This window comes from Streptomyces sp. NPDC101776 (genome assembly GCF_044766845.1).
Classification (GTDB): Bacteria; Actinomycetota; Actinomycetes; order Streptomycetales; family Streptomycetaceae; genus Streptomyces.
This window is the reverse complement of record NZ_JBIWMV010000007.1, coordinates 329,209-344,937: the sequence shown is the minus strand read 5'-3', so window position 1 is coordinate 344,937 and position 15,729 is coordinate 329,209. Positions and strand designations below refer to the sequence as shown.

Here is a 15,729-nt window from a genome sequence, read left to right as displayed (position 1 = left end):
CCCGTTTCCCGCAGGGAAGCGCCCTGTTGCCGGTGCCCGGCGGCTCAACTCCGCCGCTCTGTAGCGGATATGGCGTTCTCAAATTGCGAGAGGTAGCCTCTCATCCGATCGACACGTCTCGTCATATCTCGTCACGTCCCGTCTCGTCACCACTCGTCACGTCTCACCGGGGAGGCCGTCATGGCAGGCACGATGCAGGGCAAGGTCGCCGTGATCAGCGGAGGTTCGACCGGTGTGGGGCGTGCCGTCGGGTCGCTGCTCGCCGAGAACGGGGCGCGGGTGGTGCTGCTCGCCCGTCGCGCCGACCGGCTGGAGACCGCGGCGCGGGAGATGCCGGGGTCGGTGCTGACGATCCCGACCGATGTCAGCAGCGGGGACAGTGTCCGTGCGGCGTTCGCTCAGGTCGAGGAGCGGTTCGGGCGGGTGGACATCCTGGTGAACAGTGCCGGCGTCGCCCGGATCCGCGCCATCGAGGAGACCGCCGACGAGGACATCCACGCCTGTATCGGCACCAACCTCCTGGGCCCAGTCCACACGATCCGCTCGGCGGTGCCGCTGCTGCGGGCGGCGGGAGGTGGTGACATTCTCAACATCTCCTCCGAGATCACCCTGGACCACATGCCGCTGATGGCGATGTACGCGGCGAGCAAACACGGGCTGAACGGCTTCACCGCCGCGATGCACAAGGAGCTGCGCGGCGACGGGATCCGGGTCACCCTGGTGATCCTGGGCTCGATCTCGGACAGCGCCTTCATCGAGAACTTCCCCGGCGAGGACCGGCAGCGCGCCGCGCCGGTATGGGAGGCCGACGGCTATCTGACCAGGGTGGGAGCGATGAAACCGCTGCCTTCCGCGACGGTCGCCCGGGTGATGGTCCAGTTGCTCGGCACACCGCCCGAGGTCGCCCAGGACGTGGTGCACATTCGTCCGGCGGGCTGAGAGAACCCCGTACGGTCCGCACACCGGCCAGGCACGGGCCCCGCACGGACCATGCGCCAGGCTTGGGTGCCCCATAAGCCGACCTTATGAGGTCATAGACCGGACCCGCATACCGACTTAGGCATGCCTTAGTTTAGGCTTCCCGTCGAGTCGCTTGTCATCACTCGAAGGGAACCTGATCATGCCGCGCCCCCTGCGGGTAGCCATCGTCGGAGCCGGCCCCGCCGGGATCTACGCCGCCGACGCCCTGCTCAAGTCCGGGGTGGCCGCCGAACCCGGCGTGTCCATCGACCTCTTCGAGCGGATGCCCGCGCCCTTCGGCCTGATCCGGTACGGCGTCGCCCCCGACCACCCGCGCATCAAGGGCATCATCAACGCCCTGCACCAGGTCCTGGACAAGCCGCAGATCCGTCTCTTCGGCAATGTCGACTACCCGACCGACATCAGCCTGGACGACCTGCGCAGCTTCTACGACGCGGTGGTCTTCTCCACCGGCGCCACGGCCGACCGCGACATGTCCATACCCGGCATCGAGCTCGACGGTTCCTACGGCGCCGCCGACTTCGTCTCCTGGTACGACGGCCACCCCGACGTCCCGCGCACCTGGCCCCTGGAGGCCGAGAAGGTCGCCGTTCTCGGTGTCGGGAACGTGGCTCTCGACGTGGCCCGCATCCTCGCCAAGACCGGCGACGAGCTGCTGCCGACCGAGATCCCGCCGAACGTCCACGAGGGCCTGAAGGCCAACAAGGCGCTGGAGGTCCACGTCTTCGGCCGCCGCGGCCCGGCGCAGGCGAAGTTCTCCCCGATGGAGCTGCGGGAGCTGGACCACTCCCCGAACATCGAGGTCATCGTCGACCCCGAGGACATCGACTACGACGAGGGCTCGATCACCACGCGTCGTGGCAACAAGCAGGCCGACATGGTCGCCAAGACCCTGGAGAACTGGGCGATCCGCGATGTCGGCGACCGCCCGCACAAGCTGTTCCTGCACTTCTTCGAGTCCCCGTCCGAGATCCTCGGCGAGGACGGCAAGGTCGTCGGCCTGCGCACCGAGCGCACCGCTCTCGACGGCACCGGCAACGTCAAGGGCACCGGCGAGTTCAAGGACTGGGACGTCACCGGGATCTACCGCGCGGTCGGCTACCTTTCCGACAAGCTCCCCAAGCTCCCCTGGGACATCGACTCGGGCACGGTCCCGGACGAGGGCGGCCGGGTCATCCAGGAGACCGGCGAGCACCTGCAGTCGACGTACGTGACCGGCTGGATCCGGCGCGGCCCGGTCGGCCTCATCGGCCACACCAAGGGCGATGCCAACGAGACGGTCGCGAACCTGCTCGACGACCACGCCAACGGCCGTCTGCACACGCCTGTTTCGCCCGACCCGGAGGCCGTGGAGGCGTTCTTCGCCGAGCGGAACGTCCGCTTCACCACCTGGGACGGCTGGCACAAGCTGGACGCCGCGGAGAAGGCGCTGGGCGAGCCGCAGGGCCGCGAGCGCGTGAAGCTCGTCGAGCGTGAGGACATGCTCAGGGAGAGCGGCGCGTAAGCGTAGTTCCCACGACATCGAGACCGAGGGGCCCGGCGGCCGTACCGCCGGGCCCCTCGCGCATGTCGGCCCGCCCTCGTCGGCGACCCGTCGCCTCAACTCCCCGTCGGTTCAGCGTGGTTCGAGGTCCCGGCGAACAAATGCGCTGTAGCGCTCGCCGAACGGGCTGTTAACGTCCTCCGGTGTTCTCCCTCCTCGAACCCCCGTTCCTCTCCCGGCTGCGCGACGCGCGCCGGATCCTCGTCGCCGGTGCGGGCGGCGGCTTCGACGTCTACGCCGGGCTGCCGCTGGCCCTCGCACTGCGCTCGGCCGGCAAGGAGGTGCACCTCGCCAACCTGTCCTTCGCCGACCTCTACGGCCTTCACCAGGACGTGTGGGTGGACCAGGACGTCGCCGCGGTGGGCCCCGACACGGAGGCCCGGGGCGACTACTTCCCCGAGCGGTCCCTCGCCCGGTGGCTCGACCTGCACGACATGCCGTCCACCGTGTACGCGTTCCCGCTGACCGGTGTGCGGCCGCTGCGGGACGCGTACCGCACGCTGATCGGGCATCTCGGCGGTGTCGACGCCGTCGTGCTGGTGGACGGCGGCACCGACATCCTGATGCGGGGTGACGAACATGGGCTGGGCACGCCGGAGGAGGACATGGTCAGCCTCGCGGCGGTGAACGGGCTCGACGAGGTGCCGGTGCGGCTGGTGGCGTGCCTCGGCTTCGGCATCGACGCGTATCACGGGGTCAACCACGCGCTGGTGCTGGAGAATCTGGCCGCTCTGGAGCGCGAGGGTGCCTATCTCGGCGCGTTCTCCCTGCCCCGCGAGAGCCGCGAGGGGCAGCTGTATCTCGATGCGGTGGCCCACGCCCAGGAGTCCACGCCGGAGCATCCGAGCATCGTCAACGGTTCGGTGGCGGCGGCCGTACGCGGGGAGTTCGGCGACGTCCGTTTCACCGAACGCACGCGGGGCAGCGAGCTGTTCGTCAACCCCCTGATGGCGCTGTACTTCTGCGTGGACGCGCCGGGGCTCGCCCGCCGCAACCTCTACCTCGACCGGCTGGAGAAGACAGCGCTCATCCGCCAAGTGAGCTCGCTCATCGAGGATTTCCGCGACGAACTGCCCCGGCAGCGGCCACCGCGCGCGTATCCCCACTGACCGGCGGACTCACCGGTGTCACGGGTTCACGGCGGCTGTTCACGACGCGCAGGCTCACGACGGTGGTCGCGGCGACCGCGAGCATGCCGCAGCCGATGGCGACACCGGCGGTCAGGGCCGTCAACCGGTCGAGGTCCAGGGCGTGTTGGAAGACCGGAGCCGCGCCGGCCGACAGCACCGGGGCCAGGCACAGGGCGGTCAGATGCAGCCGCCACTCCTCCCGGGCCCAGGGCCGACCCTGACGTCCTGCGCGTCGGGCGCCGACGGCGAGCACGGCGTAACTCACCGCGTAGGGAAGGAGATACGCCCACAGCAGTCGCCGTCCGGTCGCGCCGAAGTCGAGGTAGGAGCGGGCGATCCACAAGAGGGCGGCCGCACCGGCGAGTTGGGCGGCGGCGAGCACGGGCAGCGGCGCCCAGGACCCTGTCACACCCTCGACCGTCGTACGGCGGTCCCGTGCGCGCGCGGCGATCAGCGCGCCGAACGTGACCAGCGTGCCCAGGTGCATGATCGCCACCTGGTTGATCTGCTCCATGGTCAGACCGGGCAACAGCCTGGGCAGGAAGCCCCATTCGAGGCGCAGCAGCGGTGCGGTGAGGAGGAAGCCGTAGCAGAGGAGCATCCAGCGCTGGTGCAGGTCGAGGAGTCCGCGGACCGCGGCGAGGATGCCGAAGGTCACGCTCATGACGGTGCCGACGAGGAGGGTGGCGAGCACGATCCAGAACGCGGGGCCGCTGAAGGCGTCCTCGGGGTCCGTGCGCGCGAGGTAGATCCCGGCGCCGGCCATCGAGACGTACACCGTGACCGCGAAGACCACGCCGAGCGTGCGGTGCAGCCGGGTGCGGTGGCGGGCGGCGGTGAGGAGTTGGGCGGGGCCGAGCAGCATGAGGGCGCCGCCGAGGACCGAGTGCACGATCATCGGCACGAGGCTGTGGCGGTAGGGCGCCATCCGGTCGGCGAAGGCCTCGGTGACGTAGCGCGGGGAGACGACATGCCCCATGACCCACTTCCCGAGGGAGGGGGCGCCCGGGCGGGCGTAGGGCCACAGTTCGGTCATCGCGATCGGCGCGTACGCCACGCACACGACCGTCACCGCGATCATCGCGGCGCGGCGCCGGGCGCTGTTCGTCGGACGACGCACGGCGGCCCCCCTGCTGGCTCACGGCCCAGGCCCGGGCCCTCGATAGTCTCGTCTGGACCATCGAGACGGTAGAGGCGGGCGACGCCGTGGTCAACGGTCCTGCGCGCGTTCGTCGCGGTGCCGCACCCACTCCCAGAAGTCGATCATCATCCGCTCGTACCGGATGCCGAACTCCAGCGCCTCGCGCTGTCCGGGGGCCAGTAACTCACGCACACCGTCGGCGAGTTCCTCGTAGCCCCGCAGGCTCTTCTCGTGCTCGCCGAGCTGGGCCGGGGCGAGGACGTCGGGCCGGCCGCCGAACCAGAGCTTGAGGATGCCGCGCTCCCTGGCCTCGACCGGCACGAACTCCGGGTCGTCGAGCCAGCCCCGGAGGACGGCCAGGCCCTGGCCGGTGAGGGTCAACACCCGGCGGTTACGGCCGCTTTCCCGCCGCACCTGGGACAGCAGGCCCCCCTCCAGCAGCCGGTCGCACTGCGCGTACACCTGCGCGTGCGGCATCGACCAGAACGGCGCGACGGTGCGCGCGGCCTCCGTCTTCACGTCGTACGGACTCGCCTCGCCCAGTTTGTCGATGATGCCGAGGACGAGGAACGAGGAGGTGGTCAGCCGCACGTCAGACATGCGTCGACCGTATCGCGGTGTCGAACGAATACTTGGGGTCCGCAAATGATGTGAACTGCCCCACGACGGGTAGTTCTTAACTCAGCGCCTCTTCCGCGTGAACACCTCCACTCAAAGGAACTGTGGTCTTGGCTCTCGCGTATCCTGACGCCCCGTCAGCCCGTCGACCCGGGCGTACCTGGACTATTCGCATCACCGGTCACCGCGACCGCACCGCCTCGGTGAGCTGCTCCTCCGGGTGCGGCATGCCGGCCCGGTCGCGCGATCTCGCGGCCGTGCGCCGCTTCGCCGAAGCCCATGCGGCGGCCCACGTCAGAGCGGCGACCGTACGCCCCGACGCGGCCTGCGGCTGCCGGCGGCAGCGGTGCGCCGCGCACGAGGGGACCCGGGTCGACTGCTCGGGCTCGGTGCTGCTCGTGCTGCGCCACGATCCCGCGGTCGGCCAGGTGTGGACCCTCGCCGAGGTCTGCGCGGCCTGCGCCTCGCTGATGACGCACACCCGCGTCGTCGGCAAGCCCGTGCCGCGCACCCGGCCACCGCGCGAGGAGACGGTCGTACCCCTGGAGGTACCGTCCGCGACGAGCGCGCGTCCGGTTCCGGCCGGGTTCAGCGCACCCGCGCCCGATCCGGGCGTCCCGTCCCGGCCGGGCCACGCGAACAGGCGTCGGGGGCGGTGAGGTCCGATGGCACACGGACGGGACCCGCCCCGAGCGGATGGTGGGCGGGTCCCCTCCGCCCCACCATTCTGAGGACCGGGCCATGTCAAATGCACGCGTGAAACCTGACCTCCCGGAGTGAACAGATCACACCCCGCGCGTAAGCTCACGCGGTATCGCAGGAAAATCGGGCATACGAGACGCTGCGACCCCTGCTCGACCCCCCGCTTGACCCGCCGAGATCTCCCACGGGGATACTGGTGGGTCAGCACCGCACCCGCCCGCAGATTGGCCTATGTCGAACTCCTCCGCAGCTCCGCCCACGATCCCCCACACGGTGTGGCTGGCTCGTGGCCGCCACATCGGGTCCGACGACACCGCGGAGGTCGTACGGCGACAGCTGCGACGGCTCAAGGACCGCGAGGTCATCGACGACCACCTGGAACCGGACGCGGACGACGCTCCGGCCGCTCCTGAGCGGGTCTTCGAGGCACGCTGGCGGGTCGAGGGGACGGTGACCGTACGGGCGCGGTTGACGCTGCCGTGCGCACCGGAGCCGGGTTCGGCCTCCGGCTCGTCCTCTCACTCCCACTCTCCCCCGTCCTCGTCCTCGTCCGAGGGGCAGGAGTGGGTCCTGGTCGCGGAGGCCGAGCGGGTCTGGGATCCGCGGTGGCCCTCGCCCGCGACCGTGTTCTGGCCCGAGGACCCGGAAGATCCCGGGAACGCCGACGCCGGCTGGGACCATGTGACGGTTCCGGGGCTGCGCTTCCGGCGGGTCAATCCGCTGCCCTCCGACGAGAAGGACCTACGGCGGCTGTTCCGGAGCTGCGCGCAGGACGGCTGGGGCATCCATGTCGTCGTGCACGAGGCCATGACCCCGGACGCGCACGGCCGGCAGCCCCTGGCACGGCTGCTGCCCCCGAGTCTTCGACACTGCGTGGTGGAGCACCGGGCCACGCCCGACCAACTACGCTCCGTCAACTACGCGTTGCTGCGCGAGTTCGACTTCCAGGTGCCGCGCGGCGGTGCGGTGGTGCTGCCCACCAGTCCCGTGGCTCCCTCCTACGACGTGCGCGACTTCTCCGTGCGCAGCGTCTTCCTCGACGGTTCCGAGCCCACCGCACTCGTGGACGTGCTCTGCCGTTACGCCGCGTCCGCGCGTCCGCTGCCGGAGGGCGGCGAGGAGGCCGTCACCGCGCTGCGGGAGCGGTGGAGCCTGATGACGCTGGAGGAGGAACTGGCCCGGGAGCGCAGGCTCGTGGCCATGTACGCCGAGGCGCTGGAGGCGATGACCAAGTCCCGCGACCTGTACCGGGAGTCCGCGGACCGGGCCAACGAAGCGCTGGCCGCGCTGCGCGAGTCCGCCGGTGGCGTGTCCGGGTCGTTTCCGCAGTCCGCCGGGTCGTCGCCGTTGCAACGGACGTTCGGTCGGCTGAGGGATGCGACGAAGGGGCTGCGCCCCGCACCGCCGACCGAGAGCGACCGTGAAGATCCTCCGCGTGACGGTGGCAAGTCGGCCGAGAAGCGGTAACGGTCGGATCCGGGTCGGACGACTTTCGGGACCATCGGTGGTGCCGTGTGCCTACGCAGCGGAGTGGCGGCGGTGAAAATGAACCACCAGTGGTGATCACCGCCCACGCGTTCCTGCCACTCTCCGGCCTAGCTTTGCGGCATGCCGATGCAACCCTGGTTCCGCGATGCCAAGTTGGGCATCTTCGTCCACTACGGGATCTACGCCGTCGACGGTGTGCCGGAGTCCTGGTCGTTCTACACGGGCAAGGTCCCGCACGATCAGTACATGCGCCAGCTCGACGGGTTCACCGCCGCGCGCTATGAACCGCGGGCCTGGGCAGGGCTGTTCGCGCGGGCAGGCGCCAAGTACGCGGTGCTGACCGCACGTCACCACGACGGTGTCGCCCTGTGGGACTCGGCCCACGGTGACCTGGACGTGGTCCGCCGCACCCCGGCGGGCCGGGATCTGATCGGACCGTACACCGAGGCACTGCGCGAGGAGGGTCTCAAGGTCGGCCTGTACTACTCGCATTCCGACTGGAACCACCCCGACTACGCCAGCACGGTGCACCCTCACCCGCCCGACACGGACATGCGCGCCAACCTCTACGCCTCCGCACGGCCCGGCCACGAGGACCCGGCCGCCTGGACCCGCTATCTCGCCTACCGCGACGGCCAGGTCGGCGAGTTGGTCGACCGCTACCGGCCCGACCTGCTGTGGTTCGACGGCGAGTGGGAGCGCAGCGAAGAGCAGTGGGGCATGCGGGAGTTGGCCGAGCTGATCCTCGCGGGCAATCCCGACACGGTCCTCAACGCCCGCATGCTCAGTTACGGCGACTACGCGACACCCGAGCAGGGAGTGCCGCTGCAAGCCCCTGACGGGCCTTGGGAGTTGTGCCTGACGGTCAACGACTCGTGGGGTTTCCAGCACGCGGACGAGCATCACAAGTCGGTGCGGCAGCTGGTGCGTTACTTCACGGAGACGATCGGGATGGGCGGCAACCTGCTGCTCGACGTCGGCCCGATGGAGGACGGGACGATAACGCCCGCGCAGGTGGACCGACTTGAGGGGCTCGGCGCGTGGATCGCCCGGCACTCCGAGGCGGTGTACGGCACCGTCGCCGGCCTCCCCACCGGCCACCACTACGGCCCCAGCACCCTCTCCGCCGACCGCCGCACGCTGTACCTGGTGTGCTTCGACCCACCGCGCGAGTCGGTATCGGTACGCGGCCTCCGTACGCCCGTCAAGCGGGTCACGGTCCTCGGAACCGGCGCCGAACTCGCCCACGACGTCATCGGCGGTCTGGGCGACGTGCCGGGCGTGACCTGGATCAACGCGCCGGACGCCGCCGACGTGGACGAGCAGGCGACGGTCCTGGCGGTCGAACTGGACGGGGAGTTGGACGTGTACCGGGGGGTGGGCCGGGACTGAGCCGGGTGGCGCCGGCGGAGGTCGGCAACGGCGCCTGTCCTGCGGGTTGTTGAGGCAGGCGCCGGCGCCGCGGGCTTGTCGGGGCCGGCGCGCGGCCGGGGACTGCGGGGGCCGGCGCGCGGCTCATGGGTTCCCGGGTCGACGCGCGCCTGTGGGCTGCCGGGACCGGGTACCTGGCTCATGGGTTCTCGGGGCTAGAGCACGGCCCACAGGCCTGCCGGGACGGGCGCGCGACTCAAGGGCGCTTTTGGGGGCGGCAGGCGGCCCGCAGACTGCCGGAACCGGCACGCGGCTCAAAGATCCTCGGGACCAGCGCACGACCCACGGGCTGCCGGAACCGGCACGCGGCTCAAAGATCCTCGGGACCAGCGCACGACCCACGGGCTGCCGGAACCGGTGCGTGACTCGTAGGTCCTCAGAATCGGCGGACCGCCGGCAGCCTGCCGGAAGCGGCGCGTGGCCCACAGACTCCCGTGCTCGGCTCCCGACTCAAGCGCTCTCGAACCCAGCACACGACCCGCAGGCCACCCGGACCGACGCGCGGCCATGCCACTCGCCGACACCCACCCGGCCCGGCGCGCTGGTGCCGCAGCCCACACAGGCCTCCACCCCACCCCGTTTCCCAGTCCTGCCCACCCCATCCTCAGCCCCCTCCTACCCGACGCTCAGCCCTCGCCCTCAAACCCCACCCACCCGCGCCCGAACCGCCCTCGGCGAAGCCCCCAGTTCGCGTCGGCACGTCTTGTTGAAGGCCTGGAGGTCACCGATGCCGACGGCCGCGGCGATCGCCGGGACGGAGAGGGTCGACTCGCGGAGCAGGTGGCGGGCTCGTTCCATGCGGCGGTGCCGGATGTAGGCGACGACCGTCGTGCCGGTCTCGGCGCGGAACAGGCGGATGAGGTGGTTGTGCGAGATGCCGGCCGCGTGCGCCACGTCGGGGACGGTGAGTTGGGCCGCCAGGTGGGACTCGATGTGCGCGACGGCGAGGGCGAACGCGGGGTGGGGGCCGGTGGACCCGCCCGCCGCCGGGGTCGCCAGGTCCGCCACCCGCCACAGGACGGTCCACAACTCCGCTGCCGCGCGGGCGGAGTTGCGCGGCGCCGCCGCGACGGCCCGTTGCATCAGGTCCGTCAGCACGGGCGTCTGCGTACCGGCGTCCTGCATCACGGGAACGCTCAATCGCGAACCGGAGGAGGGGAGTTCGAGGTGGGCGAAGAGATGCTCCGAACGGCCCCGGTAGTGGAAGCGCACCAGCGCGCCCGGTGGCACCAGGCTCACATGGCCGGGCCTGATCTCGTGGGCCATCCCGTCGACGGTCAACTCCGCCTCGTAGCGGTACAGATGGAGCTGCCAGAGATCGGGCAGCCGGAACACGTCACGCGGGCTCACCGTCCCGTGCACCCCGACACCGAGGCTGGCCACGCGCGGTGGGGCGTCGAGGCCGATCCGTACGTGGGTTCCCGTGCCGTTGGTCGTGCTCACGGTGAAAACGTACCAGTGCCCGACGAAGGGTCAACAAGTGTCAAGGCTCTTCGACGCGTTCGGGTGTGATGTTCCCCTCGTAGGCCATACCGAGGCCGTAATCGGGCATCCGGATAGGGCACATGCCGTGCGGCCGGACCGGGAAATGGGGCGCCAGTGGACTCGACCACAACCGTGATCGTCATCGCCGTGGTGCTCGCGGTGGCGCTGCTCGCCGTGGCCGTCGGAGTGCTGGTGCGGCTCGTCCGCATGCGGCGCGGACTGCGGCGCGCAGGCCTTCCGACCGGCCCGAAATGGGTTTTCTGGGGGGCCGTCCTGTACTTCGTACTGCCGACCGACCTCATGCCCGACCCCGTGTATCTGGACGACATCGCCGTGCTCCTTCTCGCTCTTCGCACGATGCGCAACTCCCTCGGCGAGCAGGAGAAGGGTCTGCCGGACGACCTCCGCTGAGCCCGGCAGGCGGCTCGCGTTCCTTCCTGTGACTACGCAGAGTAAGGAAACCATTCACTCGTTCGATTCGTATAAGTCTCTGGAAGCAGACGGAAGTCAGCGGGCCAAGCGACCTCGCAGGGTGGCCACCGCTTGCACGAGGCAGTACCGACGAGGGAGAGACGATGCAACCGTTCGCGCTCAACTACGCTCGCCCGGCAGCACAGTTGGAGCTCACCGCTCCGTACAGCTACGACTCCGGACTGCAGTTGAACGTGCTCGCCGACGGACGGGTGGCCGCCCACGATCTCGCTCTGCTGAGAGAACTGGGGACCACGACGTCCACCGCGGGATCGAAGACTCACTTCGACGACTGAACACGGAACGACGAAAATGACCGTTCTGGTCCTTACCTGCGAAGAGGACGTCACGGCCGACCTGGTGGTGGTCCACCTGCACGCGTCCGGCGTCCCCGTGGTCCGGATCGATCCCGCCGACCTCACCGGCGGGGTCGCGCTCTCCGGGGAGTACGTCCACGGAGCCTTCCGCGGCCATCTCTCGGCCGGGGGACGGCTGGTGAGCGTGAGCGGACTGCGTTCCATCTGGGTGCGCAGACCCGGCGCGCCGGCCACCCGCGCACCCCAGCCCTCCGCATGGCTGACCGAGGAGGCCTCCCAGGCGCTCTACGGCATGCTCCGCGGCAGTGGCGCCCGCTGGATGAACCACCCCGACGCGGCCCGACGCGCCCGGCACAAGCCCTGGCAGCTGCGTCTCGCGCAGCGCAGCGGGCTGCCCGTGCCGGCCACCCTCATCACCACCTTCCCGCAGGCCGCCCGCGAGTTCTCGCGCCGCTTCCCGGACCTGGTGGTCAAGCCGGTCTCCGGTGCCCATCCCCAGGACCCGCCCCGGGCCGTGCCGACGAGCCGGGTCGCGCCGGACACCGACTTCGCCGCCGTCGCGTTCGGCCCCACGCTGCTGCAACGCCGGATCACCAAGCGCGCGGACATCCGGCTCACCGCGGTGGGCGACCGGATGCTCGCCGCCCGTACGGCGACCGCCCCGGACCCCGACCCCGCCGAGGTCGACGTCCGGTTCGCCGCCGCGCAGCCCTGGCACCCCGTCGAGGTCCCGCCGCGCATCGCCGAGGCCGTGCTGACGTATCTGCGCGAGGCCGAACTGGCCTACGGCGCCTTCGACTTCGCCGAGGACGGGGACGGGACCTGGTGGTTCCTGGAGTGCAACCAGTCGGGCCAGTTCGGCTTCATCGAGGCGGAGACCGGTCAGCCGATCGCCCGGACCATCGCGGAGTGGCTGGCCCTGCCCGCCGCCTCGGAGCGGCAAGACCTCGTCAACGGGGCGGACAGTACGGCCGGTTGAGCAGTAACGGTTCGCCTGAGGTGGACGGGGCGAGCGCCCGGGTCAGGAGTGATGCTCTGCCCCGTATGTCCCCAGGAGGGCGCACACGGCGTCCTCCTCGACCGCGCGGACTTTGCGCAGCAGTGCGGCGTTCCCGGCCTGGTTCACCTGAGTTGTCAATGAGAAAGTGAGCGCGCGCCGCCCGTCCGGGGTCGCCGCCATCAACTGTGTGTAACCGAGAGTGTTACCGGTATGCCCCAGAACGACCCCACATCGGGTGTCGTAGCGGAAGAGGGCGAGTCCGGCGCTGTTGCGGCCGGGGCCGGCCGGTTCGGAGGCGCCGGGGATCCAGTGCCGCTGTTCCCGCACGGCCGCCCGCGAGGTGAGGGCCCCGGCGGCGTAGGCGCCGATGAACGCGGACAGGTCGCGGGGCGAGGACGTGATGCCGCCCGAGGCCCACACCCCGGACATGCCGATCGCCTCGCTGACGTCCTCAGGACCGGACGGTCCGCCGACCGCGTAGCCGTGCATGTACGGCTCCGGCATCCGGTACCCCTGCGGCAGGCTCGTGTCGCGCAGACCCAGCGGCCGGTACACGTCGTAACGCAGCAGGTCCTCGTAGCGTGCGCCGGTCGCCGCCTCGGCCATCAGCGCCACGGCGATGTTGTCGGAGTTGGAGTACCGGTACTGCGAGCCGGGCCTGAAGCCCAGCGGTTGGCCGGCCACGAAGTCGAGCAGGCGCCGCGAGTCGAAGAGCCGGTGCGGGTCGGCCGTGATGAGGCTCCGGAACCGCGGGCTCTGACTGAAGTCCGGGAGCCCGCTGGTGTGTTGGAGCAGCTGGCGCAGGGTCACCTTCCGCCAGGCGTGGGGCAGCCGGGGCAGCCGGGCGCCGATCGTGTCGTCGAGGCCGAGCCGGTGCTGTCGTACGAGACTCAGGGCCACCGCGCCGCTGAAGGCCTTGCTGGTGCTGGCGGTCCGGGTGTGGTCGCGCGCTTCGAGCGGACGGCCGGTGGTGACATCGGCGGTGCCGGCGCGCAGGACGCGCTGCCGGTCGCCGTCGCGCAGCACCACGATCACGCCGGGCGGGCCGCCCGGGGCGGCGACCAGTTCGTCGAGGCCGCGCTGGAGGGAGCGGTCGTCGGCCGCGGCGGCGGGCGAAACGGGCACGAGGGCGCCGACACAGGTGGCGACCAGGAGGGAGACGAGGCGGAGCGGCAGGGGCATGGAGTGTCCTGGGGGCAGTGGGGTCAGGGCAGGACCAGAATCCGGGGGCTTGTCTGCGTCCGCGCGGGTACGTGCTCCATACGGCCCCGTCGGCTCCCCCTTCCTCACGGTGTTGCCGGGTGGGCCGTGCTGTGCCGTAATCGGATGACCCGTGGTGCGGATCTTGGCGGTGCCGTGCCGCACCGGAAGGAGCGGCTGGGATGGACGCGTACGGTGCCGGGGACGACGTCACGGCCGGCCCGGGAGGGCTGCTGGACCTGTTGCGGGTCGCGGCCGTGGTCCTGGACGCGGGCGGGTACATCACGCTGTGGAGTCCGGAGGCGGAGCAGTTGCTCGGCTACTCCCCCGAGGAGGCGCTGACGCAGCGCGCGGACCGGCTGCTGGTGTCGCCCGACGACCGGAGCCGGGCGCGGGAGCTGTTCGCGCAGGTCGGTACGGGCGCCCGCTGGGCGGGGGTCTTCCCGATGCTGCACCGGGACGGCACCGAGCGGCAGGTGGAGTTCCGCACGATGCGGCTGCGCGACAGCCACGGGCACGCACATCTGCTGGGGCTCGCGGCGGACGCGACGACCGTACGGGGTGTGGAGCGGGACCTGGCCACGTCCCACAGCCTGGTGCGGCAGACACCCGTGGGCATCGCGGTGTTCGACACCGAGCTGCGGTGGGTCGGCGTCAACCCGGCCCTGGAGCGGATCAACGGCGTCCCAGAGGCGGAGCTCGTCGGGCGCCGGGTCGGCGAGGTGCTGCCGAATCTGGACGTGGCGGCCATCGAGTCACGCATGCGGCACGTACTGATCACCGGCAAGCCGCTGCTCGACCAGCAGACCGTGGGCCGGACGCCCGCCGACCTCGCTGACCGGGCGTACTCGGAGTCGTACCACCGCATCGAGGACGCGCAGGGCCGGGTGCTCGGGCTGGCGATGGCCGTCCTGGACGTGACCGAGCGGGAGCAGGCGGCGGCCGAGGTCGCGCAGGCGCGTCGGCGGCTGTCCGTGGTGGCGGAGGCCGGGGTGCGGATCGGGACGACGCTGGACCTCCAGCAGACCGCGCGGGAACTGGCCGACGTCGCCGTCCCGGACGTGGCCGACCTGGCCGCCGTGGACGTACTGGAATCGGTCGTCACGGACGGCTCCATCACTCCGGTGACCGAGGACGCGCAGGTCGAGTTCCGCGCGCTGGCGGTCGCCGCCGGATACCTCACCGACGCGATCCACGCCGCGGACCCGGTGGGCGAACTCGCCACCTACGGCCCCCACCGCATCATCACGCAGTGCGTGCGCGAGGCCGGACCGATCCTGGTCGAGCGGGTCGACCCGCCGATGATGCGCCGCATCGCCCGGGACGGGCGCGCCGCCCAGACCCTGCGCACGGCGGGCGTCCACTCCTACCTGGCCGTCCCGCTGATGGCCCGCGGCGAGGTGCTGGGCACGCTGAGCCTCTACCGCACCGTCAACGAGCGCCCCTTCGACGAACAGGACGGCGTCCTCGCCGCGGAACTAGCCGCGCGGGCCGCGATCTGCATCGACAACGCCCGCCTCTACGGCCGTGAGCGCACCACCGCGCTGACCCTCCAGCGCAGCCTGCTGCCATCGGCCCCGGCCCGGCAGGAGGGGCTGGACATCGCCGCCCGCTATCTCCCGGCGCTGAGCGAGGTCGGGGGCGACTGGTACGACGTGCTGCCACTGGGGCCGGGCCGTACCGGCCTCGTCGTGGGGGACGTGATGGGCAAGGGTGTCCAAGCCGCCGCCATCATGGGGCAGTTGAGCACCGCGACCCGCGCGCTGGCCCGGCTCGACCTCCCGCCCGCCGAGTTGCTGCACCACCTCGACGACCTCACCGGCTCCCTCGGTGACGCGATCGCCACGTGCGCGTACGGCGTCGTCGACCTCGGGCGCGGCACCTGCGCGCTGTCCAGCGCGGGGCATCTGCCGCCCGTCCTGATCCACCCCGACGGCACCGCGGAACTCCTCGGCATTCCCGGCGGAGTCCCGCTCGGCGTCGGCGGGGTGGAGTTCGGGACCCTCGAAGTCGACTTCACCACAGGGGCGTTGCTCGCCCTCTACTCCGACGGGCTGGTGGAGAACCGGGGCGAGTCGATCGACGTGGGGCTGCACGCGCTGACCCGGCTGCTGCAGAGTTCCCGCCGTCCCCTGGAGCAGACGAGCGACATGCTCCTCAACGCGCTGCGCCCGGAACCCGACGACGACGTCGCGCTGCTCCTGGTCCGCGTCACGGGCTGA

14 protein-coding genes are annotated in these 15,729 nt (G+C 71.0%); 10 read left to right on the top strand and 4 right to left on the bottom strand.

Going from position 1 to position 15,729, the window contains the following annotated elements; all coding sequences use genetic code 11:
• Positions 1 to 180: 180 nt before the first annotated feature.
• The 3 genes from ACIRRY_RS24255 to ACIRRY_RS24245 all read left to right on the top strand — a co-directional run bounded on the left by ACIRRY_RS24255 (position 181) and on the right by ACIRRY_RS24245 (position 3,633).
• A complete protein-coding gene (locus ACIRRY_RS24255) occupies positions 181 to 939 on the top strand; it encodes an SDR family oxidoreductase (protein WP_403976250.1) in 759 nt (252 codons plus the stop codon).
• A 181-nt stretch (positions 940 to 1,120) separates the two neighbouring features.
• A complete protein-coding gene (locus tag ACIRRY_RS24250; RefSeq protein WP_403976247.1) occupies positions 1,121 to 2,485 on the top strand; it encodes an FAD-dependent oxidoreductase in 1,365 nt (454 codons plus the stop codon).
• A 182-nt stretch (positions 2,486 to 2,667) separates the two neighbouring features.
• Positions 2,668 to 3,633, top strand: a complete 966-nt coding sequence (locus tag ACIRRY_RS24245; RefSeq protein ID WP_403976244.1) for a DUF1152 domain-containing protein — start codon at positions 2,668 to 2,670, stop codon at positions 3,631 to 3,633.
• Here ACIRRY_RS24245 and ACIRRY_RS24240 read toward each other — a convergent pair.
• Positions 3,572 to 4,774 carry a DUF2306 domain-containing protein gene (locus tag ACIRRY_RS24240; protein ID WP_403976242.1) on the bottom strand — a complete coding sequence of 401 codons (1,203 nt, stop codon included), beginning with the start codon at positions 4,772 to 4,774 and terminating at the stop codon, positions 3,572 to 3,574. The genes ACIRRY_RS24245 and ACIRRY_RS24240 overlap by 62 nt on opposite strands.
• Before the next feature lie 90 nt (positions 4,775 to 4,864).
• Complete coding sequence (locus tag ACIRRY_RS24235; protein WP_403976240.1) at positions 4,865 to 5,395, bottom strand: PadR family transcriptional regulator; 531 nt, start codon at positions 5,393 to 5,395, stop codon at positions 4,865 to 4,867.
• A gap of 245 nt (positions 5,396 to 5,640) precedes the next feature.
• Here ACIRRY_RS24235 and ACIRRY_RS24230 point away from each other — a divergent pair, with 245 nt between their 5' ends.
• From ACIRRY_RS24230 to ACIRRY_RS24220, 3 genes are all read left to right on the top strand, one after another.
• Positions 5,641 to 6,072, top strand: coding sequence for a hypothetical protein (locus ACIRRY_RS24230; protein WP_403976237.1), 432 nt, complete (start codon positions 5,641 to 5,643; stop codon positions 6,070 to 6,072).
• A 274-nt stretch (positions 6,073 to 6,346) separates the two neighbouring features.
• On the top strand, positions 6,347 to 7,582 hold the full coding sequence (locus ACIRRY_RS24225; RefSeq protein WP_403976235.1) for a hypothetical protein: 1,236 nt from the start codon (positions 6,347 to 6,349) through the stop codon (positions 7,580 to 7,582).
• Between the two features lie 141 nt (positions 7,583 to 7,723).
• The gene (locus ACIRRY_RS24220) at positions 7,724 to 8,995 is read left to right on the top strand and encodes an alpha-L-fucosidase (RefSeq protein ID WP_403976233.1); all 1,272 of its coding nucleotides are present in this window, start codon (positions 7,724 to 7,726) and stop codon (positions 8,993 to 8,995) included.
• Positions 8,996 to 9,673: 678 nt separating this feature from the next.
• Here the strand turns inward: ACIRRY_RS24220 and ACIRRY_RS24215 are convergent.
• Positions 9,674 to 10,477: a helix-turn-helix domain-containing protein gene (locus tag ACIRRY_RS24215; RefSeq protein WP_403976231.1), complete on the bottom strand. Its 804-nt coding sequence runs from the start codon at positions 10,475 to 10,477 to the stop codon at positions 9,674 to 9,676.
• Positions 10,478 to 10,633: 156 nt separating this feature from the next.
• Here ACIRRY_RS24215 and ACIRRY_RS24210 point away from each other — a divergent pair, with 156 nt between their 5' ends.
• The 3 genes from ACIRRY_RS24210 (at position 10,634) to tgmB (ending at position 12,286) form a co-directional block, all read left to right on the top strand.
• Positions 10,634 to 10,930 carry a YkvA family protein gene (locus ACIRRY_RS24210; RefSeq protein WP_403976228.1) on the top strand — a complete coding sequence of 99 codons (297 nt, stop codon included), beginning with the start codon at positions 10,634 to 10,636 and terminating at the stop codon, positions 10,928 to 10,930.
• Between the two features lie 164 nt (positions 10,931 to 11,094).
• Positions 11,095 to 11,286 carry a putative ATP-grasp-modified RiPP gene (gene tgmA, locus ACIRRY_RS24205; protein ID WP_033283043.1) on the top strand — a complete coding sequence of 64 codons (192 nt, stop codon included), beginning with the start codon at positions 11,095 to 11,097 and terminating at the stop codon, positions 11,284 to 11,286.
• Positions 11,287 to 11,302: 16 nt separating this feature from the next.
• Positions 11,303 to 12,286 (top strand): ATP-grasp ribosomal peptide maturase, encoded by a 984-nt coding sequence (gene tgmB / locus ACIRRY_RS24200; protein WP_403976226.1) that lies wholly within the window; start codon positions 11,303 to 11,305, stop codon positions 12,284 to 12,286.
• A gap of 42 nt (positions 12,287 to 12,328) precedes the next feature.
• Here the strand turns inward: tgmB and ACIRRY_RS24195 are convergent, their stop codons facing one another.
• On the bottom strand, positions 12,329 to 13,489 hold the full coding sequence (locus ACIRRY_RS24195) for a serine hydrolase domain-containing protein (RefSeq protein WP_403976223.1): 1,161 nt from the start codon (positions 13,487 to 13,489) through the stop codon (positions 12,329 to 12,331).
• 200 nt (positions 13,490 to 13,689) lie between these two features.
• Between ACIRRY_RS24195 and ACIRRY_RS24190 the strand changes: the two genes are divergently transcribed.
• Positions 13,690 to 15,729, top strand: a complete 2,040-nt coding sequence (locus ACIRRY_RS24190; protein WP_403976220.1) for a SpoIIE family protein phosphatase — start codon at positions 13,690 to 13,692, stop codon at positions 15,727 to 15,729.